Genomic DNA, 21840 nt, shown 5'->3' on the forward strand with positions numbered 1-21840 from the left:
CGGCCCCCCTTCACGCAGCGGCGCGAACCGCGCCCGGATCTCCTCCGCACGGGGCGTCGCCTGGAGCGGGTCCCCCGTGCACACCAGCACCTGCCTGGGGTCCACGCTCACGGGCGCCAGGCCCCGCGCCTCCAGCAGCGCCGCCAGCAGCAGGCACGACGCCCGCTCCCCCAGCCCCGACAGGTGCGCCAGCACCGACGGCGAGCACTCCCGCAAAAGCCCCACGCCCTGCAACAGCCCGCGCAGCTCGACTCCCAGCGCCACCAGCCCCTCCGCCAGGGGCCGCGTCTGCGCGGGCTTCAGGTCCGCGCTCAGCGCCCTCGCGATGGCGGAGTGCGTGTCGTCGAACCGGGCGCAGGCCTCCTGCACGGGCTCGCCCTCCTGCGCCACCCGCGCCGCCTCCACCAGCAGGTTGGTGATGCCCGACACCGCGGACGCCACCACCATCACCCGCTCGGCCTTGCGCGCCTCCTCCACCAGCGCGACGACACCGCGCATCCGTTCCGCATCTCCGACACTGGTGCCACCGAATTTCATCACGCGCATGACACGGCCTCCTCGCGGAACGGCGGGACTCGGTGGCTGGAGGGACTCATCGGAAGCGGCGTCATGCGGTTCCTCGGGGGTGGCGACTGACGGCTGTGGGGCAACGAAAAAGCCCCGCGCTCGGGAGGAGCGCGGGGCCGGGTTCGGAAGGGGGACCTTCAGGAGGTCCGCTTCGGAAGTCAGGCGGTCCGCGCTCCGCGAGGAGTCAGGCCGGTGCGAGTGCGAGTCTCGGTCAGGACGGTCTGGACGCGCGCGCCCACGGAGGACGTCGTCCCCTCGTGCCGCTGGCTGTTCCCGCTGCGTCCGACCATGGAGTCCCCATCCTAGCCGCTCCTGCGCTTCCTGGTCAGGGGGCAGGCAACCAACCCCCCGCCCCACGGTCCCCACCGTGGTGCCCGGGCCTGGGGCTGCCGACATTGAGCGTGTGTGAGCTGTCCCACCCCCTTCAGGAGCAACCCATGGCCACCCGCAAGAAGAGCGACACCGCCCACAAGCCTGGCTTCGCCAAGGACCGCGTGGAGCGGGGGCTGGAGGCGGACGACACCAAGCCCCTGTACGCGGACGACGCCAAGCACTCCACGGAGGAGCAGAAGTTCGCCCTCGACAGTGATGGCCCCGTGGGCGGGCCCCGGAACAATCCACAGAGCGTCCTCGACGACGTGGATGACGAGGAGCGCGAGGAGCAGGGCCGCCTCAAGGCCGAAGCCCGCCAGGCCGCCGACAACGAGCCCACCCGGGAATGAAAAAAACCGGGGCCCCGACACCCACGTCGGGACCCCGGCTTCAACGTCACCCAGTGAAGCGCTCCGCTACTTGGACTTGGACGCGGGCGCCATGTCCGACGCCGGCGTCTCCACCAGCGTGAGCTTGCCCAGGTTGAGCGGCGTCACCTGCTCCTGGATGACCAGCGGGTCGCCCACGAGCACCACCTGCATGTTGGCCGGATCCAGGTAGGACTCGGCCACGCGCTGCACCTCCGCGGCGCTCGCGTCCCGCAGGCCCTCCACGCTGCGCTTGAACTCGTCCATCGGCCGGCGGTGGAAGTAGAGCTGCGCGGCGCTGCCGCCCAGGCCCTCCACCGTCTCGAAGGCGCCCGGGAACGCGCGGATGAGCCCTTCGCGCGCGGCGGCCAGCTCCTTCTCCGTGATGGGGTTGGACTTGATGCCGGCCAGCTCCTTGATGAACTCGTTGAGCGCGGGGCCTGTCACGTCCTGCCGCACGGCCGCGTACGCGGTGAGCGGACCCACGCCCAGGCGCGTGCCCAGGTGCGCGTTGGCGCCGTAGCTGTAGCCCTTGTCCTCGCGGATGTTCATGTTGAGCCGGCTGCCGAAGAAGCCGCCGAACACCGTGGTGGCCAGCTCCAGCGGGTACTCGTCCGAGTGGCCCGCGGCGAGGCCCGGACGTCCCACCAGCACCACCGTCTGCTCCAGGCCCGGCTTGGGCACCACGCGCACCTGCTGACGCGGGGGCGCGGGCGGCGCGGGCGGCGGCTTGGGCGCCACGGCCCCGCCCTTCCACCCGCCGAAGTACTTCTTCCCCCACTCCACCGCCTGCTGGAGCGTCACGTCGCCGGTCATGATGAGCGCGGCGGCGCGAGGGCCGGTGTTCTTCGTGTAGAAGTTCTTCGCGTCCGCCAGCGTGAGCGCCTCCACCGTCTTGGGCGTGCCGCCGGACGTGTGGCCATAGGGGTGGTCCGCGCCGAACACGGCCTGGTAGTAGGCCTGCTGCGCCAGGAAGTTCGGGTCGCCCATGCGGCGCACCAGCTCACCCAGCTGCTGCTTCTTGCGGCGCTCGAAGGCCTTCGCGTCGAACGTGGGCCGCAGCACGACGTCCGACAGCAGGCTCATCGCCGCGTCCACGTTGGTCGTGAGCACGCGCGCGCCCACGAAGGCGCCGTCCGGGTCCACCGACATCGCGGGCGACACACCCAGGTCCGCGAACGCGTTGTCCAGCGCCACGGTGTCGCGCTTGCCGGCGCCTTCCAGGAGCATGCGGTAGGACAGGTCCGCGACGCCCAGCTTCGCGGCGGGCTCCTGCGACACGCCCGCGGCGAAGGCGATGCCCACGAACACCAGCGGCAATTCCTTGCGCGTGCTGACGATGACGGTGAGGCCGTTGTCCAGCTTCGCCTGCTCGAACGTGGGCAGCACCAGATCCGGCGGGTTGCCGGGCTTGGGTGGCTGGTCGCGGAACGCCTCCGCGTCCTGCGCCGGTGTCTGGGTTTGCGGCTGAGCGGCCGGGGGCGTCTCCGCGGGAGGCGTCTCCGCGGGCTTGGTGGTGGCGCAGCCAGCGACGGACAGCGTGAGGAGGGCAGTGAGGATTCGGCGGTGCATGACTAACGGGCCTCCTTGCCCGGGGCGGAAGACGGCGCGGCCTTGTTGGCGGGCGGCACCGCGTGGAGGACGACGCGCGCGTCGGGACGCAGCACGTCGGTGGCGAACTGCTTCACCGCGGCGGGCGTGACTTCCTGGTAGCGCGCCAGGTCCTGCGCGACGTAGCTGGGCTCGCCCACGAACTGGTTGTAGCTCTGGAGCGTGTCGGACTTGCTGCCGGAGCCGCCCACGGCCTGCAGGCCCGCCAGCTGGCGCGTGTCATAGCGGGTGCGCGCGCGGACGATCTCCTCCTGCGTGACGCCGTCCTTGCGGACCTCGTCCAGCACCGCGTCGATCTCCTTCTTCAGCTGGTCCGTGGTGACGCCGGGCCGGGCCACCGCCTCGATGGAGAAGACGGACTGCGCGCCCTGGCTCTGCTGCGTGGCGTCCACGCTCTGCGCCAGCTGCTTGTCCAGCACCAGCCGGCGGTACAGGCGGCTCGCGCGGCCCGTGCCCAGCGCGGTGGCGAGCACGTCCGCCGTCGCGTCCCCGGGCTTGAGGTACGGGGCGGTGAGCCAGGACATGCTGAGCAGGGGCAGCGTGGCCACCTTCTCGTCGTGGCGGATGACCGTCTCGCGCGTGACCTTCACGGGCGCTACGTCCGGACGCTTGGGCTTGGGGCCGGAGGGCAGCGTGCCGAAGTACTTCTCCACCAGCGCCTTGGCCTTCGCGGGGTCGAAGTCGCCCACGATGGCGAGCGTCGCGTTGGCGGGCGCGTACCAGGTGCGGAAGAACGCCTTCACGTCCTCCACCGTGGCCGCGTCCAGGTCCTTCATGGAGCCGATCACGTTGCCGGAGTACGGGTGCGGCGCGGGGAACAGCGCCTGCCACGCCTTCTCCTGCGCCTCACCGTAGGGGGCCGTCTCCACGCCCTGACGGCGCTCGTTCTTCACGACCTCCTTCTGCGTCTGGAGCTTCTTCTCCGTGAGGGAGTCCAGCAGGAAGCCCATGCGGTCGCTCTCCAACCACAGCGCCGTCTCCAGCAGGTTGCTGGGCACGGTCTCGTAGTAGTTGGTGCGGTCGAAGCTGGTGGTGCCGTTCAAGTCCGAGGCGCCCGCCTGCTCCAGGAGGCCGATGTGCACGTCGTCCGGCACGTGCTTGGAGCCCTGGAACATCATGTGCTCGAAGAGGTGCGCGAACCCGGTGCGGCCCGGCTGCTCGTCGTAGGCACCCACGTGGTACCAGACGTTGACGGCCACCACGGGCAGCTTGCGGTCCACGGAGAGGATGACCTCCATGCCGTTGGGCAGCGTGTACTTCTCATACGGGATGGCCAGGTTTTCGCGGCCGGGCTCCAGCGGCTTCGCCTCGGGGGTCTGCGCGAGCGCCGGAAGCCCCAGGAACAGGGCCGCTGCGGCGAGGGCCTTCAATCGGGACAAGGTTCCTCCACGGTTCTAGACAGTCTGTCGCGCGCTTAGCACGCGCCCCGGGGCCTGTAAGCCGGAAGGCGACCGGGTAGGCGCCCGGGTGCCGGGTGTTGCTCGCCGTGCGACACTGCGGCCATGAGCCTGGAGGTGCCCGCTTCCCAGCAGAGCCGCTGCGCCGTCCACCCGGAGCAGCCCGCGGGCGGCACCTGCACCCGCTGCGGGAGCTTCATCTGCGCGGACTGCGCCACGTCCGTGCCGGGCCTGGGCGTACGGCTGTACTGCGCGGCCTGCGCGGCGCGCCCGGACGTGAACTACCTGGAGGCCCTGCGCCAGCGCTATTGGGGCCGGCGCGACGAGTGGGCGTGGGTGGTGGCGGGCGTGTCACTGCTGCTCTGCGTGGGCACGGCCGCCGCGCTGGCGCAGTGGGGGCTGCGCGCGACGAAGCAGTCGCTGTTCCCGCTCGTGCTGCTGCTGCCCGTGCCGGTGGGCGTGGCCTTCTTCCTGGGCAAGCGCTGGGCGCGGCATGCGCTGCTGGCCACGCCGCTGGTGATGGCGGTGGCCGCGGATGTCCTGTACCGGGACGGCCGCTTCCTCTTCTTCCTGTGCGTCATCCCCAGCCTGTTCACCGCGCTGCGCATCCACCGCGACGTGCGCAACCAGCTCTTCTTCCGGCTGCCCGTGTCGGCCGGGTCGCTGAAGCTGCTCTGGAACCTGCGCTTCAACAACCCGCTGGCGCGTCAGGCGTTGCGCTTCGGCTTCAGCGCGGTGTTCATGCCCCTGCTCGCGCCCGTCGCATTGATTTGCGGCGCGGTGGCGCTGACGCGCGTGGACCTGAAGGCCACCCCGCCCATCGACCGCCGGGGACAGGCCATCACTGGCATCGTCCTGGGGCTCGTCAGCCCGGCGGTCTGGGGGTTCGCCCTGCTGCCGGTGTTGGACCGGTGGCTGTCCTCGATGGTCTACAAGTAGGGGACGGCGGTCAGGGACCTGGGCTCACCGGGGTGAGGCGAGGAGCAGCTTGGAGCTGTTTTCGATGTTGTGTTTCACGCGCTCGGCGGCGCCTTCGCACGCGCCCTTCCCGGTCTCCAGGCGCAGCGTGGTGCCGTCCAGGGTCAGGTCTCCCGACGCCAGACAGCCCGCCACGGGAACGCCGTCGAGCCAGCTGTCCAGGTCCAGCCCGCCCACCACGATGGCGTCGTCCGAGGCCCCGTCGATGTCAAAGGGGCTCCGGGGCTCGAAGCGCAGGGCCGCGGTGGACGGGAACGCCAGCTTCAACACGTTGCGCTGATCCTCCCAGGTGAAGCTCGCCTCCAGGCTGAAGCTGGGGAGCGCGGGCGTGTTCTGGCCCAGGCGGGCGTCAATGCGGCGATAGGTGCCCCGGGGAAGCCGGAGCGTCCAGTCCGGAAGGGTCGTGGCCTTCATCCAGTCCACGTCGATGGGCCCCTGCACGGTCAACGTCCCGGGCTGTCCCTCCGCCGCGTCGGTGCACGTCATCAACGGGGCCAGTTGCTCCTCGTAGTCCGAGCACTGGCGTCCGGACGGCAATTCCAGACGCACGTCCACCAGCGTGGCAAGGGCGGACTCCACCTTGAACCGGATGCCGTCATCCGAGCGGAAGGTGGGAAACACCGGCTCCGCGTCCAACGCCGTCCGGCGCGCGGGCGAGGACTTCGCCGTTCGCGGCCGGGTCAGGGTCTCCGGATTGATGCCGAAGCGCAGCTCGACGGTGTCCGAAGCACCGTCACAGGCAGGCAGACACAGCACGGCGACAGCGAGGCCGGAAGCACGCAACCAGGGGATGGAGGGCATGTCGGAAGCAACGTGTGAGGGGGAGCGCTTCCGGCCGGGCGTCCCGATGCGCAAGCCCGGAGGGCTCGCGAGACCCCAGCATGCCCCAGGGCCAGGAAAAGGGAACAGCCCTTGCCAGCCCCGGGCATCCATGGGGAGACATTTCACACGGCCGTCATGAGCGGGGCGACAGACCCATCACGCCGCTCGCTTCGATGTTGCCGCGCACCTGCTCGGCCGCGCCCGCGCAGGCGCCCTGCCCTGTCTCCAGCCGCAGCAGGTTGCCCGTGAGGGGCAGGTCTCCGGACGCCAGACACGCTCCCACGGGTGTTTCACCAAGCCAGGCGTCCACGAGCAGCCAGCCCAGGAGGCCGGAGCCATGCTCCGCCGAGGCGAAGTCCAGCGAGCCTCGGGGCTCGAAGCGCAGGGCCGCGTCGGACTGGAAGTCCAGCTCCAGCACGTGGGGCTGGCCCTGCCAGGTGAAGCTCGAGCGGGATCTGAAGCTGGGTTCGGTGGGCGTCCCCGGTCGCAGCCGGGCATCGATGCGGGGATACACGCCGGGGGGAATGGGCAGTCCCCCTCCCGCGACGGTCAACCCCTGCCGCAGGTCCAGTTCAAGGGGGCCCGCCACGGTCAACCGGCCCGGCTGTCTCTCCGTCGCGTCCTCACAGGTCATCCGCGGGGAGAGTGCGTCCTGGTACTCAGCGCACCGGACGCCCGGCGGCAATTCCAGACGCACGTCGAACAAGGTGATGAAGGCGCTGTCCACATGGAAGGTGACGCCGTCCGCCGACTCGAAGGAGTACTCGGGAGGCGGGACGGGTTCGCGCGCCGCGCGCACGCGGTTCGAGTGGAGACTGAACGACAACGCATAGACATCCGGCCCATCGCCGCACGCGGACAGACACAGCACGGCGGCGGCAAGGCCGGTGGCACGAGCCATCAGGGAAGGAGGCATGGGAGCGGTGTGGCGTGAGGGGAGACGCCGCCGGCCGGGCGTTTCCTGGGTCGAGGACCCGAAGGGCCCACGAAGCCGCAGCATGCCCGAGGCCCGGGGGAATGGACAGACAGCCCTCTGACGCCTTCATGTCACCGGACAGCCGTGTGCTCACGCTGAAGGAGGAACCCCTCGCAGGAGAGACGCCATGGCAACGCAACGAGTGAGTGACGTGATGACGCCGGACGTGGAGGTCGTCCGCTCGTCTGATTCCTTGAGGGTCGTCGCGGAGAAGATGCGCGCGCTGAACGTGGGCCCCATCCCCGTGTGTGAAGGTGATCAGCTGGTGGGCATCGTCACGGACCGGGACATCGTGGTTCGCGCGGTGGCCCAGGGGCTGGACATGGAGCGGACCCAGGTGGCCCAGGCGATGACCCGGGGCGTGGAGTTCGTCTACGACGACGACGACCTCACCCAGGCGGCCCAGAAGATGAGGGCCTCGCAGATCCGCCGCATCCTGGTGCTCAACCGCAACAAGCGGCTGGTGGGCATCCTCGCCCTGGGGGACATCGCGGAGGAGCTGAGCGATGCGGAGAGCGGCAGGACGCTCGAGGAAGTGTCCGCGCCGTCACAGCCGGCCTCGCACTGAAGACGGCTACATGCCGCCGAGCTTCGTCTCCAGCTCCGACAGGTCGCGGTGCACGGTCGGGTCCGTCTCCCGCAGGCCCTCCACCTTGCGCACGGCGGAGATGACGGTGGAGTGGTCCTTGTTGAAGCGCGAGGCGATCTCCGGGAAGGAGCTCTTCGTCAGCTTCCGGCTCAGGTACATGGCCACCTGGCGTGCGTGCGCGAGCGCCTTGTGGCGCCGGTCCTCCTTCAGCGCCTCCACGGTGACCTTGTAGAAGCGGGCCACCTCGCGCTGGATGGCCTCGATGTCCACGGTGCGCTGCGCAGGCAGGATGTCGCGCAGCACCTGGGACGCGAACTCCTCCGTCACCGGCTGCTTCGTGAGGCTGTGCATCGCGGACAGCTTCACGAGCGCGCCTTCCAGTTCGCGCACGTTCTTCTGCACGTGCTTCGCGATGAAGTGCGCCACCGGATCCGGCAGATTGAGGCCTTCCTGTTCCGCCTTCTTCTGGAGGATGGCGACGCGCGTCTCGTAGGTGGGCTCGCGGATGTCCGCCATCAGGCCCATGGCGAAGCGGCTGCGCAGGCGGTCCTCCATGCCGGGCACCTCCGCGGGCACCATGTCGCTGGTGAGCACGATGGCCTTGTTGAGGCCGAAGAGCGTCTCGAAGGTGTAGAAGAACTCCTTCTGCGTCTCCTCGCGCTTGCCCAGGAACTGGATGTCGTCGATGAGCAGCACGTCGCACTCTTCACGGAACTTCCGGCGGAAGTCCGTCATGCGGTGCTCGCGCACGCTCTCCACGTACTCGTTCGTGAACTGCTCGCTGGAGAGGTAGACGATGCGCTGGGTGGGGTCCTTCTCCCAGATGTGATTGCCCACCGCCTGGAGCAGGTGCGTCTTGCCCAGGCCGGTGCCGCCGTAGATGTAGAGCGGGTTGTAGTTGTGGCCCGGCCGGTGGGCCACGGCCTGCGCCGCCGCGGCGGGGAGCTGGTTGCTGTCCGCGACGACGTAGGTGTCGAAGGTGAAGCGCGGGTTGAGCCGCGCGGGCCGCATGGAGTTCACCTTGACGGTGGGCGTGGGCGGCAGGTCCGACGAGGACGGCGGAGGGCCGACGACGACCTCATAGGCGACGCGGCCCAGCGACGGCTCCAGCCGGGCGATGTGCGTCTCCAGCATGGAGCGGTAGTGGTCATCCACCCAGTCGCGGAAGAAGCGGTCGGGCACGCCCAGGACCAGGGCGTTCTCGCGCACCTCCATGGGGCGCATCCGCTCCAGCCAGGTGAGGGCGTAGTGCAGCCCCTCCTGGCGGATGGCTTCCAGCGTGCGGGTCCAGATGACGCCGGCACTGGGCAGCGAAGGCGTAGGGGCGGAATGGGCGAGGGCGTTCACACGAAGGCTCGGGGACGGCGCGGATGAAGAGAACCAGCGGGCGTCCGGCGGTGCTAACACCCGCTCTCCGGCTGATCAAGGAACCGGCCTGTAGCACGGATCAGCGGGACCCCTTGGCGGGTGAGAATGATCACTCGCGGTGGATCCGCTTTCCGCCTGTGGCACGAGCCGTTCCGGTGGGTTGCGGAAGGTGGGCGGCGGCGCCACCTGAACGGATCCACCGGTGTGGCCGGACGTCATGCGCCGGACGGATGGAGGAGATCCGTCCTACGTCGGACCCAGCCTCATGAGGACTTCGCCCGGATCCTCGTGGGGCACGGTGTGGAAGCCACACTTCTCCAGGACGCGGATCGACGCGAGGTTGTGGGCGGCGACCCACGCATGCAGCGGCCGGGTGGGCACGAGCCGGAGGAACTCGGAGAGGGCCCGGGTGGCGAGGCCCTGGCCCCAATGCTCGCGGCCGATCCAATAGCCGACGAGGCGCTGGCCCTCCTGTTCCCAACTGCCGATGTTCCCCACCACCACTCCGCCCATCATGATGGTGCGGTTGACGTTCTCGGGACGCAGGACGTTCGTGCGCCAGTGGGTCATGAACGCATCGCGCTCCCGCGATGGAAATCCGGCCATGCGAGCCGCTTCGGGGTCGCGCTGGTGTTCGAAGAACAGGGGGAGGTCCTCATCCGTGACGTCGCGGAGGATCATCCTGGGGACGCTACTTGAACGGGCGGCGCGCCCACCCGTTCCTTGCCCCGTCTCCCCTTTTCCTACATGATCGCCCGGTCCACCCGGCGCAGGGCTGCACGGTCGGCGCTGGTGATCCTTGATTGACTTGTCCAGGAAATAGGGTTACGGACGCCCCCTTTCCAATGTACGGGTCGCGCCGGATGGTCCAGGCGCCGCCTTCAGCTCTCAGGAGTCGTTGTGTCCAAGCGCACGTACCAGCCGTCGAAGATCCGGCGCAATCGCGCCCACGGGTTCCGTAAGCGGAATGCCACCAAGGGCGGCCGGGATGTCCTCAAGCGCCGCCGGGCGAAGGGCCGTAAGCGCCTGGTGGTGTCGTCGTTCAAGAAGTAACTGGGCGCACGGACGATGGCCGAGGGAGCGGCGCCGCGGGTGCCTCAGGCAACCGACGAGCGCTTCCCCAAGGCCCTTCGCCTGCTCCAGCGGCGTGAGTTCCTCGAAGTCCAGGAGGGCGGTCAGAAGCTTCCGTCCGACTGCCTCCTGGCCCTCGTTCAACGCAACAACCGGGCGCACTCCCGCGTAGGGCTCACCGTCTCCAGCAAGGTGGGCAACGCGGTGGTGCGCGCACGCCTTCGCAGGCTGCTTCGCGAGCTGTTCCGCAAGCACCGCGGGCAATGGCCCCCCGGTCTCGACGTAGTCCTGGTCGTCCGCTCCTCGGCGAAGGAAGCCTCCTTCGCGCAAGTTTCCCGTGCGTTCGACGGCGTCACCCGTAAGCTGCAACGGCTCTTTCCGGCACCTCGCGTGCCTCCTGAAGAGCCCGCCCCATGAGTCCACTCGCCTTCGTCATCGCCCTGCCCATCCGCTTCTACCGGCGGTTCCTGGGGCCGCTGCTGCCGAAGGCGTGCCGGTTCCACCCCTCGTGCTCCACCTACGCCATGCAGGCGCTGGAGAAGCACGGCGGGGTGAAGGGCAGCGCCCTCACCGTCTGGCGCCTGCTGCGCTGCCAGCCATTCCACCCCGGTGGATTCGATCCCGTCCCCTGACGGTTTGCTTCCGCCCGCCCTCCGGCCGTCCGCCGCCGGTACAGGGAAATCCATGACGAACGACCCGCTGTCGCCCCAGTCCAACGATTCGCAGAAGCGGCTGCTCCTGGCGCTCGCCCTCTCCTTCGCGGCGACCGCCGCCTACACCTTCTTCTTCGCCCCCAAGGGGCCGCCCCCGGGCGCGGAAGGCACGGACGGCGGGGTGGAAGTCGCCGCCACGCTGGACGCGGGCACCCCGGGCATGGCCGCCGTACCGCCGCCGGGCATGGGCGCGGAGGACGCGGGCACCCACGCGGAGGCCCCGCCCCCGCCCGCGCGCACCGTGGACTTCGCCCGGCCGGAGGTGAAGTACACCTTCTCCTCCGAGGGCGCCGGTCTCACCTCCGCCGTGCTCCAGGGCACGAAGATGCGTGAGCAGCAGTCGCTCACCGTCAAGCAGGGCTTCGAGAAGCTCTTCGGCAAGGACATCCCGCCGCCGCCGCAGATGAACGTGGCGCACCCGGTGGCCGGCCAGCCCCTGCCGCTCGCGGTGACCATTGAAGGCGGCGCCCCGCTGGCGGCGAACACCCGCTACGCCGTGCAGGAGGGCCCCACCGACAACGGCGGCAGCGTGGCGTTCACCGGACGCCAGGGTCCGTGGGAAGTGACGAAGACGCTCCAGTGGCCGCGCGAGGGCTTCGAGTTCTCCTACACCATCCAGGTGCGCAACACCTCCGCCCAGGCGCAGTCGGGCGAGCTCAAGGTGCACTACAGCCGCGCCATCGATCCGGAGTTCGAGCACGCGCCGTCCTTCTTCGGCGGCGTGGGCAACCTGAGCCGCTCCGCGTGCTGGGTGGAGGACAAGCTCCACAACCTGTCCCCCGGTGACAAGCCGCCGGAAGAGACGCGCGGGCCCATCTCCTTCTTCGGCATCAACCAGCAGTACTTCCTGTCCGCGCTCTACCCGCTGGACGGCGCGCTCAACGGCCACTGCACGCTGACCGCCACGCCCACCGCGCGCGAGGTGTCCGCGGGCTTCCCGCTCAACGTGGCCCCCGGCCAGGTGGCCACGTTCCGCTTCGGTGGCTACCTGGGCCCCAAGGATCCGGACCTGCTGCGCCTGGTGCCCGGCCAGGAACTGCGGAGCGTGGCCGGCCTGAACACCACGGCGTTCCACCCCGCGCTGGAGGACACGGTCGACTTCGGCATCTGGGCGGTGGTCTGCAAGATCCTGCTCGCGGTCATGAAGTTCTTCCACGGCATCGTGGGGAACTGGGGCGTCGCCATCATCCTGCTCACCGTGGTGGTGAAGCTGGTGCTGCTGCCGCTCACCTACCGCTCCATGGTCAGCATGGAGGCGGTGAAGGTGCTGCAGCCGAAGATGGATGAGATCCGCAAGAAGTTCGCGGACGACAAGGAACGCCAGAACCTGGAGATCATGAAGCTGTACCAGGAGGCGAAGGTGAACCCCCTGGGCGGCTGTCTGCCGCTGCTCATCCAGATGCCGGTGTGGATTGCCCTGTTCACGTCGCTGCGCAACAGCTTCGAAATCTACGGCGAGCCCTTCGTCGGGCCCATCTGGCGCGACCTCACGTACAAGGACCCCACGTACCTGCTGCCGCTGGCGCTGGGCGTGTCGATGATCATCACGCAGAAGATGCAGCCGCAGATGATGGACGCGGCGCAGGCGCGGATCATGACCTGGGTCATGCCCATCATCTTCACGTTCACGCTGCTGCAGTACCCGGCGGGCCTGTCGCTCTACATCTTCACGAACAACGTGCTCTCCATCGGCCAGCAGTGGGGCCTGCGCAAGTGGCTGGACCGCAAGAAGAACCAGACGGGCGGCGGGACGCCGGCGGTGGTGCCCGCCGGGGGAGGCAAACGCAAGTGAGCGGGACTCAGGGCGTGGCGGGCGGCGGGGACTTCCGCCCCCGGGTGGAGAAGCTGCTCACGGACATCCTCGGGCTGATGGGGTTCCCGGCGCGGCTGGACCTGCAGGACGCCACCGACGGAAGCCTGTCCGTGGCGCTCCACTTCGAGTCCGGCGCGCCTCCGGGCGTGGAGCCGGGCAAGCGCAGCCAGGTGCTGGATTCGCTCCAGTTCCTGCTCAACAAGATGCTCCACCGCCCCGGCGTGGAGCGCCGCTGGGTGATGCTGGGCGCGGGCGCGCACCCGGAGCCCCGGCCGCGCCGTGAGGCGGCGGCGCAGCAGCAGGCCCCTGCCTCCGCTCAGGCCGCGACCGTGGAGCAGGTGGCGGCTTCCACGCCCGCGCAAAAGCCCGCCCGGGCCGCGGCGCCTGCTCCGGCCGCGCAGCCTCCGCAGCGCAATGCCCGGGGTGGGCAGCCGGCGCAGCAGGCCGCGAAGCCCGCGCAGGCCCCGGCACCCGCGAAGGGCGCGGAGGCGGACGAGCGCTCGCTGCAGGTCGAAGAGGATCCGGCGTTCCGGGAGGCCGTCCGCAAGCTCGCGGAGAAGTCCGCCAGCCTGGGGCGCTTCTATGCATTCGCCGCGATGAAGACTGAGGACCGCGCGCGCGTCCTGAAGGCAGTAGAAGGAGTGGGTGGAGTGAAGGTGGCAGCGGAAGGTGAAGGCCGCAACCGACGCGTGGTGTTCACCCCGGCGAAGCCCGCCCCGATGCCCAAGCGGAGCCTGCTGCCGGACGACGACGAGGACGACGTCGACGCCTGAGCAGGTGCCCTCACGGGGCCTGCTCGGAGCCGCCGGCGGGCGCCTGGGACGAGGAGCGAATGGGTAAGTCGAAGGGACTGAAAGACAAGCTGTATGGCGCGGCGGTGCTGAAGATGAGCTTCCGCCTGCGTGGGGATGAAGAGTCCCCGGCCTTCCGCTTCGTCTACCCGGGCGTGCTGCGCGACCTGGAGGTCGACGACGCCGAGGTGGAGAAGTACATCGAGGCTCACCGTGACGATGTCGAGCGCGCCGCCCGCGGTTCCACTCCGCCACAGGGGCCCCGGTAGGATTTCGGGGCGGGGCGTCATGCGCGTGCGCCCGTCTTCCGGTGGCACCCCTGCCCCGCCATGACGCCTGAGTCCGCCACCATCGTCGCGCTCGCCACCGCGCCCGCGGCGGGGGCGGTGGGCATCCTCCGGGTGTCCGGGCCGGCCGCGCTGGAGGTGGGGCGCAGGCTCGCGCCCGGGGTGCCGGCGTCCCCGACTCCGCGCCATGCATACCTGGCGTCGTTCGTGGACGCGGCGGGCGCGGTGCTGGACGAGGGCCTGTTCCTCTACTTCCAGGCGCCCCGGTCCTTCACCGGCGAGGACGTGGTGGAGCTGCACGCGCATGGCAGTCCGCGCCTGTTGCGGCTGCTGCTCGCGCGGACGCTGGAGGACGAGCGCGTGCGTCCGGCGCTTCCCGGTGAGTTCACCCGGCGCGCGTTCCTCCACGGCCGCATCGACCTGACCCGCGCGGAGGCGGTCGCGGACCTGGTGGCCGCGGACTCGGAGGCGGCCGTGCGCGCCGCCGCGGCCGGGCTGTCCGGTGCCCTGGCCGAGCGGATCCACGCGCTGGAGACGCCGCTGCGCGAGCTGCACGCGGACCTGGAAGGCGTCCTCAACTTCCCCGACGAGGCGGAGGGCGCGGACGCGGAAGCGGGCTCACGGGTCGCCTCACTGCGCTCCGTCGCGGAAGCGCTGCGCGCGGAGGTGGGGCGTGGACGGCTGGTGCGTCAGGGCGCGCGCGTGGCGCTGTACGGACCGGTGAACGCGGGCAAGTCCACGCTGTTCAACCGGCTGGTGGGCGAGGCCCGCGCGCTGGTGGACGACGAGCCCGGCACCACCCGCGATGCGCTGGAGACCCGCGTCGAGTGGGACGGGCTGGGCGTCACGCTCTACGACACCGCCGGCCTGCGAGAGGCCCCCGGCCGCGTGGAGGCCCTGGGCATCGCGCGCACGAAGGAGCTGCTGGCGGCCGTGGATCTGGCCGTGCTCGTGCTGCCGCCAGGGACTTCGAGGGACGAAACCGCGTCGTGGTCGCGCGAGGCCGGCGACACGCCCGTGCTCGCCGTCACCGGCAAGTGCGACGTCATGACGGGAGTCGAAGCCCCTGCCCCGCCGCGCGTCAGCGGCCTCACGGGTGAAGGCGTGGACGCGCTCCGGACCTCCGTGCTCGCGCGGCTGTGGGGCGGTGGCACTCCCTCCGCGGTGGCCCTCGTCTCCGAGCGGCACGCGGACGCCCTGCGTCGCACCGCCGAGGCACTGGGCCGCGCGCAAGAGGCGTCCCGCGTGTCCACCCTGGAGGTCCTCTCCGGCGAGGTCGGACTCGCGCTGGAGGCCCTGGGCGAGGTGTCCGGAACCAGCGTGTCCGATGCCCTTCTGGACACCCTTTTCCAGCGTTTCTGCATCGGGAAGTAGTGCCCGCCGGGCGGCGGTCCGCATGTCAGACCCCTCCCTAGAATGCCTCGCGTTCACCGGCGCTCCCCGAGGATTCATGACGGCACTCCAGCAGCTTCAACCCACCTCCCACTCCCTGCTCTCGGCGCTGCCGTCGGGCTGGGTGGGGGAAATCCTCGATGGCGAGCTGGTGGCCTCGCCCCGCCTCTCCGTGGCGCCCGCGCGCGCGGCCTTCATGATGGGGGTGGAGCTGGGGGAGCGGCTGGATCCGCGCCGTGGCGGCAACGGCCGCTGGTGCTTCCTGCGCGCGCCGGAGCTGCACCTGGGCGGGGACATCCTCGTGCCCGACCTGGCCGGCTGGCGCCGTGAGCGCGTGGCCGCCCCGCCGGAGCCCGGCGCTGCGTTCTTCACCCTGGTGCCGGATTGGATCTGCGAGGTCCTCACCCCCGCCACCACCGCGCTGGACCGGGCCCGCAAGCTGCCCCTGTACGCGCGGGCCGGCGTGTCCCACGTCTGGCTGGTGGACCCCGTCGCGCGCACGCTGGAGGTCTACCAGCGCATCAAGCGCGGTTGGCTCCTCACCGCGAGCCACGAGGACGACGCCCTGGTGCGCGCCGAGCCCTTCCCTTCCGTCCCCCTGGAGCTGGGCTCGCTGTGGCTCCCGGATGCGGCGGAGGAGATGCCCCGGCTGGTCGCGCTGCCCTGAGCCCGCCGGGAGACCTCAGCTGGCGCGCTTGAGGCGCGCTTCCTCGGAGGCGCGCGACAGCCGCCGCACGGCGCGCAGCAGCAGATCCGGATCCACCGGCGCCGCCACGAAGCCCCGCGCATGCACCGCCTGCGCGCGCGGCAGGTCCCGCTCCGGCGCCTTGCCCGCCACCAGCACCTGCGCGCGCAGCCGCTGCGCCAGCACCTCCATCGCGGGCAGCGGCGCCACCACCACCTGCGTCTCGCTCGCCGTGCACACGTCGCCCGTGCTCGCCACCTTCACCGTGAAGCCCGCCCCGCCCAGCACCTGTACCAGGCCGGCCGCCGCGTCCGCGCCCCAGCCGTACACCAGCACCTGCTCGCGCACGGTCACGCGCGGCTCCGGGGCCGGTGTCCGCGTCGGCATCGGATTCCACGCGGGCTCCAGGGGCGCCAGCATGGGCAGGCCCGCGTCCCGCGTGGATTCCCGCAAGGGCTCCGGAGCCGGCATGTCCGTCAGCTCCGCCAGGGACGTGCCCACCACCAGGGGCAGCGACTCGTCCCACTCCGGCAGGGAGAAGCCCTCCATCCCGGGACGGCGCTGCGGCGTCGCCGGCTCGCCCCGGTACAGCCGCCCGATGGCCCGCCCCAGCGCCGCGTCCGTGGCCAGCCGCGGCACCACCCGCGCCTTGCCGGACACGCTCTTCACCACGTCCAGCGTGGCCAGGCTCGCCGGCGCGGCCAGGGCCACCACCAGCACCTCCCGGACCCCCTGCCCTTCCAGCCGCAGCGGCACCACCCGGTGGGCCTCCGCCAGCTTGCAGGGAATCAGCCTCGCGAGCGACGCGTCCAGCGGCTGGGCGTCCAGGTCCACCGCCTCCACGCCGGACTGGGCCGCCAGGGCGGACAGCACCGCCTCCGCGGTGCAGAAGCGCTGGTCCACCACCACCTGCCCCAGCGCCACGCCCCACTTGCGCTGGTACGCCAGCGCGGACTGCAACTGCAACGCATCCACCACACCCCGCGCGAGCAGGATGTCCCCCAAACGCTTCTTCATCGCACGCTCTCCTCCGGCCCCCCTCGGTGCTTCGGCCGGGACGACCTGCCCACCATTCCCTCCCCTCTACGCCAGGAGGGTGTAAAATTACAGCTAAACCGGAGGAAATGGAGCGCGGGTCGGTGCGGGTTTCCGGGCTGGACCCGGAAGGCGCCTCACGGCCACTTCTTCCTGCGGTTTCACCGTTCTTCAACGAACCCCGCCTCAATCCTTGAGGGGGGGACGACAAAGCGGACGTTCACCGGAAGACCCTTGGGTGGCCGGATGTCGCAGACGTTCCTAGCCTGTAAGCATGGCTGACGCGTGCCTGAGAGAGTTCGTGCGGATGCTCCGCGCGCGCCGTGCTGCCCCCGGCGGACTCGCGGGGGTGGATGCGGAGATGGCGGGGCTCCAACTGGAGCCGTCCAGCCTCAAGCCCTACCTGCACTTCCTGCCGGGCCGCTACACGCGCAACCTCGTCCACCGGGACGAGGGCATGGAGATCATCGTCAACTGCTGGTCCCCGGGCACGGCCTCGCCCATCCACGACCATGACGGGCAGGAGTGCTGGTTCAGCATCCAGCGCGGCCAGTTCCTCATGGAGAACTACCCGCTGCTGGAGGGTGGGACGGAGCCCGGCCTCGCGCGGCTGGGGGCACCGGCGCGGGTGGGGCCGGTGGGTGCCGGGCACGTGGACTTCCGCGATCCGGGCGCCTCCATCCACCGCGTGAGCATCGCCGGCAACGTCCCGGGCATCACGCTGCACGTCTACGCCGGCCCGGTGGCCAGCTGCCTCGTGTTCGACCCGCGCCGCCACCGCTGCGCGTCGCACTCGCTGCGCTACCACAGCATCTTCGGCAGGCCGGTGCGGCCCACCGAAGAGGGCCGCACTCCCCTGCCCCTGCACGTCTGAGGCGGGCTACCAGCGCACTTCCGGCACGGGCGCGTACAGCATGCGCCCCTCCGCGCCCTGCCCCATGAGGCCCAGCTTCGCGCCCACGCGGTACACGGCCCGCACCTGCTCCAGCACCTGGGACGACATCACGGCCTGGCTTCCGGCGGCTTCGTCGTCGCTGTTGTCCGCGTCGTGCTTGCCCAGCAGCTCCGACAGCACCTGCCCGGTGGGCCGGGGGCGCGGGAAGACGACGATGCGGACCGGCGCGTCCTTCTCCAGCTTCGCGGCCTCCTTCGCCAGCTCCAGCGCCTTCGCGTAGCCGCCGAGCGCGTCCACCAGCCCGCGCTCCAGCGCGTCCTCGCCCGTCCACACGCGCCCCCTGGCGACCGACTGGAGCTTCTCCAGCGGCATGTTCCGGGCCTGGGCGGCGCGGCTGGTGAAGTCCAGGTAGATGGCGTCCAGCTCGGACTCCAGCTGCGTACGCTGCTCGGGGGTGAACTCCTGGTCGGAGCTGGAGAAGGTGGCGTTCTTGCCGAAGGCGATGGTGTCGAAGTTCACGCCCAGTTTCGCCCACAGCTCCGACGTGACGAACTTGCCGTTGTACACGCCGATGCTCCCCGTCAGCGTGCCCGGCTGCGCGACGATTTTATCCCCGGCCATGGCCACGAAGTAGCCGCCGCTGGCCGCGTACGTGCCCATGGAGACGATGACGGGCTTGCCCGCCTCGCGCGCGCGCTGCACCTCGCGGCGGATGGTGTCGCTGGCCGAGTAGCTGCCGCCCGGGCTGTCCACGCGGAAGAGGATGGCCTTCACGGACGGGTCCTCCACCGCCTTGCGGAAGGCCGCGGCCACCGTGTCGCCGCCCATCACCTGGCCGCCGGAGAGCGGGTTGGACTGGCTCTTGCCGCGCAGCACCTCGCCCACGCCGTAGATGAGCGCGATGGTGGTGCCCGTCTGGTTCGGCCGGCCCGCGCGCTCCAGGTACTTGTCCACGTAGAGCAGCTGCGCGCCGTCACCGGCCTGCTGCTTGAGCTCGTCGTGGATCTCATCGCGGTAGCGCAGCCCGTCCACCAGCTTCGCGTCCACGGCCGCCTGGCCCATGAAGGGCGCGCGGTCGATGAGGGCCCGCACCTGGTCCTCGGACAGCTTGCGGCCCTCCGCCACGCCCTTCACCACCTGGTTGAAGAGGCTCAGGCCGTACGCCTCCGTGGCCTCGCGCTGGTGGGCGCCGTAGGCCGCGTCGGTGAAGGTGTTGACGGCGTTCTTGTACTCGGCGCGCTTGCCGAACTCCGGCTTCACGCCGAACTTCGCGAAGGCGTCTCGAGCGAAGGGCGTCTCCATCACCAGGCCGGTGAGCCCCACGTCGCCGGAGGGCTGGATGTAGACGGCGTCGAAGGCGGTCGCCAGGTAGTAGGCGCCGGTGCCGTTGCCCGCCTCGCCGAAGCCGTCCGCGTAGGCCACCGCCCGCTTGCCTGACGCGCGGAAGGCCTTCACCGCGTCCCGCAGCTCCTGCACCTGCGCGGCGCTGCCCGGCTGCCCGATGCGCACCACCAGCGACTTCACCCGGGGGTCCGTGCGGGCCTTCTCCAGCCCCTCCACCACGTCCCTCAGCGACGTGGGCTCCTCGCCGAAGGCGCCCGCCAGGGACGTGTCCAGCGTGTACTCCGGCAGCGGCTGCTGCAGGTCCAGCTCCAGCACCAGGTTGGACGGCACGCCGGGCTTGCTCGACGCCGCGAGCATCAACAACCCCACCACACCCACCACGAAGAGGATGGACAGCGCCCCGATGAAGGCCAGCGCGCCAATGAAGAAGCGTTTCATCCGGAAGGACTCCTGATGTCGACGTGCCCGAGGGACGGTCCCCGACCTTCAGTCGGCCTACCATCAACGCGCGCGCCCGACGACGCTTGCGTGCGATTCAATGACGGGCGGCGGACGGGGAGCCAGGGCCCGCCCGTCCTGGTGGCCGGAGGGCGGGCCGGCACCCGGGCCCGTGCGAGCGCCGCCGCCGTGCACACCGTCCTTCCAGGAACAGGGGCACCCGAGCGCGGGGCGGCAGGCGGGCACCCACGCTCTTCTTCTTTTCAGCCCCGGGAGGCATGGGATGCAGAAGCGACGGTTGGGCAATTCCGACATGGACCTCTCCGCGCTGGGGTTTGGCGCGTGGGCCATTGGCGGGGGCGGCTGGGCGTTCGCCTGGGGCGCGCAGGACGACGCGCAGTCCATCGAGGCCATCCAGCGCGCGCTGGATTCGGGCATCAACTGGATCGACACGGCGGCGGTGTATGGATTGGGCCACTCCGAGGAAGTGGTCGCGAAGGCGCTGAAGGGCAGGGACCCGCAGCCGTATGTCTTCACCAAGTGCGGGATGGTCTGGGATGCGAAGGGCCAGGTCAGCCGCGGGTTGAAAGCGGACTCGGTGCGCAAGGAGTGCGAGGCGTCCCTGCGCCGGCTGAAGGTGGATGCCATTGATTTGTATCAGGTGCACTGGCCCGTGGATGCAGGGGCGGAGCTTGAGGAGGGCTGGACGGCGCTGGCGGAGCTGCAACGGCAGGGCAAGGTGCGCTGGCTGGGGGTGTCCAACTTCAATGTCTCGCAGCTGGAGCGGGTGCGGCGCATTGCTCCGGTGACGTCATTGCAGCCGCCGTATTCGCTCATCCACCGGGACATCGAGGACGACGTGCTGCCCTACTGCCAGGCGGAGGGAATCGGGGTGATTGTGTATTCACCCATGGCCTCCGGCCTGCTGACCGGAGCGATGACGCGTGAGCGCATCCACGCGATGCCGGACGACGACTGGCGCCGCCGCAGCGCGGACTTCCAGGAGCCGAAGTTGTCGCATCACCTGATGCTGGTGGAGCGTCTGCGCGAGGTGGGCGCGCGACATGGACGTTCTCCGGCGGAGGTGGCCCTCGCCTGGACGCTGCGGGAGCCGGCCGTCACCGCCGCCATCGTCGGGGCGCGCAGCGCGAAGCAGGTGGATGGCTTCATCCAGGCGGGGGACTTCCGGCTGACGTCCGAGGAGGTCCGCGAGGTGGAGGAGGCGCTGGGCTCCGGCTCCGCGATGGCGCCCGGGGGTATCTACACCTGAGCCGGGCGGCGCATGGAGGGCTCAGTTCTCCCCTGGGTCGTCGATGCGCTCTTCCAGGACGTCGATGCGCTTGCGGTCGGAAGCCTGGGCATCCGCGAGCTGATGCAGCATGCGACCCGTCTGGCCGAACATCCGCGTCTGCGCGCTTTTGATCCCGTACACTTCCTGCGTCAGGGTCGAAACATGCGTGGTGAGTTCACCCATGCTGTCACGGAACTCATTCAGCTCTTCATCAAACGCGCTGACCTGTCGTGAGAAAGCGCTGACCTGTTCCGAGAAGACATGAACCCGATCCGCCAGGCGCTGGGTCTTCCGGAAGAGGACCCGGCATTTCATGTGGACCGTCTTCAGCGCCTTCTCGGTCCGCGTGAACTGCTCCTTCGACTCCTCCTGCATCTCGCGGAATTCCTGCAGCATCCGCACCATCACATCCCCGCCCGTCGCCGTCGCCAATCCGTCCCTCCTGATGATGGGCGGCATTCCTACCAAGGTGTTCTGACATGACATTGCGCGCGACCTCCGGATCGGATCCGCGTCAGGATAGCTGACAACCCTTGAGGTTGGAAGCGCGGGACAGGACCTGGCACGGTCCACCCTACCCTCCTGCGTGGATGCCTGCCCGGAGGGCATGGGATGTCTCGGGATGGTAGGACCCGGTGGCGTGGTTAGAAGTCCCGTGCCCACTGTTTCGCACCCGAGGACCGCATGACGCGTCGTACCCCGCTCGCCCTGCTGGCCGTCCTGCTCGTGGCGGCCCCGCCCGTGTGGGCCCTGCCCCCGGCTCCCCTTCCGAAGCCCGCTGCCTCTTCCGCCGCGCGCGCTCCCTCGAAGCCTGCCTCCCCTGCCCCCGTCGCCAGCGTGGAGGGCATCACCGAATACCGCCTGCCCAATGGCCTGCGCGTCCTGCTCTTCCCGGACCCCACCAAGGCCACCGTCACCGTCAACGTCACCTACCTCGTGGGCAGCAAGCACGAAGGCTACGGCGAGACGGGCATGGCCCACCTGCTCGAACACCTGATGTTCAAGGGCACGCCCACCACCCCCAACGTGCCCCAGGC

At 70.3% G+C, this 21840-nt stretch carries 24 protein-coding genes; 14 read left to right on the forward strand and 10 right to left on the reverse strand.

Translation table 11 applies throughout. The annotated features are described in order from the left end of the window. Positions 1–546 (reverse strand): amino acid kinase family protein (locus D7W79_RS18025; protein WP_439099209.1); only part of this gene is annotated, 546 nt, incomplete at its 3' end. A gap of 458 nt (positions 547–1004) precedes the next feature. Between D7W79_RS18025 and D7W79_RS18030 the strand changes: the two genes are divergently transcribed. Beyond that, on the forward strand, positions 1005–1289 hold the full coding sequence (locus D7W79_RS18030) for a hypothetical protein (RefSeq protein WP_120526620.1): 285 nt from the start codon (positions 1005–1007) through the stop codon (positions 1287–1289). A 66-nt stretch (positions 1290–1355) separates the two neighbouring features. On the opposite strand, the gene D7W79_RS18035 is transcribed toward D7W79_RS18030, so the two are convergent. After that, positions 1356–2879, reverse strand: a complete 1524-nt coding sequence (locus tag D7W79_RS18035) for a M16 family metallopeptidase (protein ID WP_120526621.1) — start codon at positions 2877–2879, stop codon at positions 1356–1358. Between the two features lie 2 nt (positions 2880–2881). Further along, positions 2882–4288, reverse strand: coding sequence for a M16 family metallopeptidase (locus D7W79_RS18040; RefSeq protein ID WP_120526622.1), 1407 nt, complete (start codon positions 4286–4288; stop codon positions 2882–2884). 132 nt (positions 4289–4420) lie between these two features. Here D7W79_RS18040 and D7W79_RS18045 point away from each other — a divergent pair, with 132 nt between their 5' ends. Next, positions 4421–5254 (forward strand): B-box zinc finger protein, encoded by an 834-nt coding sequence (locus D7W79_RS18045; protein ID WP_120526623.1) that lies wholly within the window; start codon positions 4421–4423, stop codon positions 5252–5254. A 24-nt stretch (positions 5255–5278) separates the two neighbouring features. On the opposite strand, the gene D7W79_RS18050 is transcribed toward D7W79_RS18045, so the two are convergent. Together D7W79_RS18050 and D7W79_RS18055 are read right to left on the reverse strand one after the other, a co-directional pair. After that, positions 5279–6094, reverse strand: coding sequence for a hypothetical protein (locus D7W79_RS18050; protein ID WP_120526624.1), 816 nt, complete (start codon positions 6092–6094; stop codon positions 5279–5281). A 154-nt stretch (positions 6095–6248) separates the two neighbouring features. After that, the gene (locus D7W79_RS18055; protein WP_147441957.1) at positions 6249–7016 is read right to left on the reverse strand and encodes an RbsD/FucU family protein; all 768 of its coding nucleotides are present in this window, start codon (positions 7014–7016) and stop codon (positions 6249–6251) included. Between the two features lie 202 nt (positions 7017–7218). On the opposite strand from D7W79_RS18055, the gene D7W79_RS18060 reads away from it, so the two are divergent. Then, positions 7219–7659, forward strand: coding sequence for a CBS domain-containing protein (locus D7W79_RS18060; protein ID WP_120526626.1), 441 nt, complete (start codon positions 7219–7221; stop codon positions 7657–7659). Positions 7660–7665: 6 nt separating this feature from the next. On the opposite strand, the gene dnaA is transcribed toward D7W79_RS18060, so the two are convergent. Continuing rightward, the gene (dnaA, locus tag D7W79_RS18065; protein ID WP_120526627.1) at positions 7666–9027 is read right to left on the reverse strand and encodes a chromosomal replication initiator protein DnaA; all 1362 of its coding nucleotides are present in this window, start codon (positions 9025–9027) and stop codon (positions 7666–7668) included. Between the two features lie 267 nt (positions 9028–9294). Then, entirely contained in the window at positions 9295–9729 is a 435-nt protein-coding gene (locus tag D7W79_RS18070) for a GNAT family N-acetyltransferase (RefSeq protein WP_120526628.1), read from the reverse strand. Between the two features lie 219 nt (positions 9730–9948). On the opposite strand from D7W79_RS18070, the gene rpmH reads away from it, so the two are divergent. The 8 genes from rpmH (at position 9949) to D7W79_RS18110 (ending at position 15782) form a co-directional block, all read left to right on the forward strand. Then, the gene (gene rpmH, locus D7W79_RS18075) at positions 9949–10101 is read left to right on the forward strand and encodes a 50S ribosomal protein L34 (RefSeq protein ID WP_120526629.1); all 153 of its coding nucleotides are present in this window, start codon (positions 9949–9951) and stop codon (positions 10099–10101) included. Positions 10102–10116: 15 nt separating this feature from the next. Next, on the forward strand, positions 10117–10536 hold the full coding sequence (gene rnpA / locus D7W79_RS18080; protein WP_120526630.1) for a ribonuclease P protein component: 420 nt from the start codon (positions 10117–10119) through the stop codon (positions 10534–10536). Further along, positions 10533–10751, forward strand: coding sequence for a membrane protein insertion efficiency factor YidD (gene yidD / locus D7W79_RS18085; protein ID WP_120526631.1), 219 nt, complete (start codon positions 10533–10535; stop codon positions 10749–10751). Before rnpA ends, yidD begins: the two co-directional genes overlap by 4 nt. A gap of 52 nt (positions 10752–10803) precedes the next feature. Next, positions 10804–12624 (forward strand): membrane protein insertase YidC, encoded by a 1821-nt coding sequence (gene yidC / locus D7W79_RS18090; RefSeq protein WP_120526632.1) that lies wholly within the window; start codon positions 10804–10806, stop codon positions 12622–12624. After that, positions 12621–13418: a hypothetical protein gene (locus D7W79_RS18095; protein WP_120526633.1), complete on the forward strand. Its 798-nt coding sequence runs from the start codon at positions 12621–12623 to the stop codon at positions 13416–13418. The genes yidC and D7W79_RS18095 overlap by 4 nt, the downstream gene beginning before the upstream one ends. 59 nt (positions 13419–13477) lie before the next feature. After that, positions 13478–13705: a hypothetical protein gene (locus D7W79_RS18100; protein WP_120526634.1), complete on the forward strand. Its 228-nt coding sequence runs from the start codon at positions 13478–13480 to the stop codon at positions 13703–13705. 60 nt (positions 13706–13765) lie between these two features. Next, on the forward strand, positions 13766–15097 hold the full coding sequence (locus tag D7W79_RS18105; RefSeq protein ID WP_120526635.1) for a tRNA modification GTPase: 1332 nt from the start codon (positions 13766–13768) through the stop codon (positions 15095–15097). Between the two features lie 76 nt (positions 15098–15173). Beyond that, on the forward strand, positions 15174–15782 hold the full coding sequence (locus D7W79_RS18110) for a Uma2 family endonuclease (protein ID WP_120526636.1): 609 nt from the start codon (positions 15174–15176) through the stop codon (positions 15780–15782). Positions 15783–15797: 15 nt separating this feature from the next. Here the strand turns inward: D7W79_RS18110 and D7W79_RS18115 are convergent, their stop codons facing one another. After that, complete coding sequence (locus D7W79_RS18115; RefSeq protein ID WP_120526637.1) at positions 15798–16817, reverse strand: GspE/PulE/PilB domain-containing protein; 1020 nt, start codon at positions 16815–16817, stop codon at positions 15798–15800. A gap of 292 nt (positions 16818–17109) precedes the next feature. Here D7W79_RS18115 and D7W79_RS18120 point away from each other — a divergent pair, with 292 nt between their 5' ends. Next, entirely contained in the window at positions 17110–17709 is a 600-nt protein-coding gene (locus tag D7W79_RS18120; protein WP_120526638.1) for a cysteine dioxygenase, read from the forward strand. Between the two features lie 6 nt (positions 17710–17715). Here D7W79_RS18120 and sppA read toward each other — a convergent pair whose 3' ends face one another. Then, positions 17716–19512 (reverse strand): signal peptide peptidase SppA, encoded by a 1797-nt coding sequence (gene sppA / locus D7W79_RS18125; RefSeq protein ID WP_120526639.1) that lies wholly within the window; start codon positions 19510–19512, stop codon positions 17716–17718. Positions 19513–19795: 283 nt separating this feature from the next. Here sppA and D7W79_RS18130 point away from each other — a divergent pair, with 283 nt between their 5' ends. Continuing rightward, the gene (locus D7W79_RS18130; RefSeq protein WP_120526640.1) at positions 19796–20782 is read left to right on the forward strand and encodes an aldo/keto reductase; all 987 of its coding nucleotides are present in this window, start codon (positions 19796–19798) and stop codon (positions 20780–20782) included. A 21-nt stretch (positions 20783–20803) separates the two neighbouring features. Here D7W79_RS18130 and D7W79_RS18135 read toward each other — a convergent pair whose 3' ends face one another. Beyond that, the gene (locus tag D7W79_RS18135; RefSeq protein ID WP_120526641.1) at positions 20804–21235 is read right to left on the reverse strand and encodes a hypothetical protein; all 432 of its coding nucleotides are present in this window, start codon (positions 21233–21235) and stop codon (positions 20804–20806) included. Between the two features lie 252 nt (positions 21236–21487). Here D7W79_RS18135 and D7W79_RS18140 point away from each other — a divergent pair. Continuing rightward, positions 21488–21840: M16 family metallopeptidase (locus tag D7W79_RS18140; protein WP_147441958.1), on the forward strand; the 353-nt coding region annotated here is incomplete at its 3' end.

Origin of the sequence: Corallococcus exercitus, assembly GCF_003611585.1 — a bacterium.
In the GTDB taxonomy this organism is placed as follows: domain Bacteria; phylum Myxococcota; class Myxococcia; order Myxococcales; family Myxococcaceae; genus Corallococcus; species Corallococcus exercitus.

What these genes read in the sequence shown, in the direction of transcription:
- D7W79_RS18030 (WP_120526620.1), top strand. Translation starts at nt 1,005, where the DNA reads ATGGCCACCCGCAAGAAGAGCGACACCGCCCACAAGCCTGGCTTCGCC.
- D7W79_RS18035 (WP_120526621.1), bottom strand. Translation starts at nt 2,879, where the DNA reads ATGCACCGCCGAATCCTCACTGCCCTCCTCACGCTGTCCGTCGCTGGC.
- D7W79_RS18045 (WP_120526623.1), top strand. Translation starts at nt 4,421, where the DNA reads ATGAGCCTGGAGGTGCCCGCTTCCCAGCAGAGCCGCTGCGCCGTCCAC.
- D7W79_RS18050 (WP_120526624.1), bottom strand. Translation starts at nt 6,094, where the DNA reads ATGCCCTCCATCCCCTGGTTGCGTGCTTCCGGCCTCGCTGTCGCCGTG.
- D7W79_RS18055 (WP_147441957.1), bottom strand. Translation starts at nt 7,016, where the DNA reads ATGGCTCGTGCCACCGGCCTTGCCGCCGCCGTGCTGTGTCTGTCCGCG.
- D7W79_RS18060 (WP_120526626.1), top strand. Translation starts at nt 7,219, where the DNA reads ATGGCAACGCAACGAGTGAGTGACGTGATGACGCCGGACGTGGAGGTC.
- D7W79_RS18070 (WP_120526628.1), bottom strand. Translation starts at nt 9,729, where the DNA reads ATGATCCTCCGCGACGTCACGGATGAGGACCTCCCCCTGTTCTTCGAA.
- rnpA (WP_120526630.1), top strand. Translation starts at nt 10,117, where the DNA reads ATGGCCGAGGGAGCGGCGCCGCGGGTGCCTCAGGCAACCGACGAGCGC.
- yidD (WP_120526631.1), top strand. Translation starts at nt 10,533, where the DNA reads ATGAGTCCACTCGCCTTCGTCATCGCCCTGCCCATCCGCTTCTACCGG.
- yidC (WP_120526632.1), top strand. Translation starts at nt 10,804, where the DNA reads ATGACGAACGACCCGCTGTCGCCCCAGTCCAACGATTCGCAGAAGCGG.
- D7W79_RS18100 (WP_120526634.1), top strand. Translation starts at nt 13,478, where the DNA reads ATGGGTAAGTCGAAGGGACTGAAAGACAAGCTGTATGGCGCGGCGGTG.
- D7W79_RS18105 (WP_120526635.1), top strand. Translation starts at nt 13,766, where the DNA reads ATGACGCCTGAGTCCGCCACCATCGTCGCGCTCGCCACCGCGCCCGCG.
- D7W79_RS18110 (WP_120526636.1), top strand. Translation starts at nt 15,174, where the DNA reads ATGACGGCACTCCAGCAGCTTCAACCCACCTCCCACTCCCTGCTCTCG.
- D7W79_RS18115 (WP_120526637.1), bottom strand. Translation starts at nt 16,817, where the DNA reads ATGAAGAAGCGTTTGGGGGACATCCTGCTCGCGCGGGGTGTGGTGGAT.
- D7W79_RS18120 (WP_120526638.1), top strand. Translation starts at nt 17,110, where the DNA reads ATGGCTGACGCGTGCCTGAGAGAGTTCGTGCGGATGCTCCGCGCGCGC.
- sppA (WP_120526639.1), bottom strand. Translation starts at nt 19,512, where the DNA reads ATGAAACGCTTCTTCATTGGCGCGCTGGCCTTCATCGGGGCGCTGTCC.
- D7W79_RS18130 (WP_120526640.1), top strand. Translation starts at nt 19,796, where the DNA reads ATGCAGAAGCGACGGTTGGGCAATTCCGACATGGACCTCTCCGCGCTG.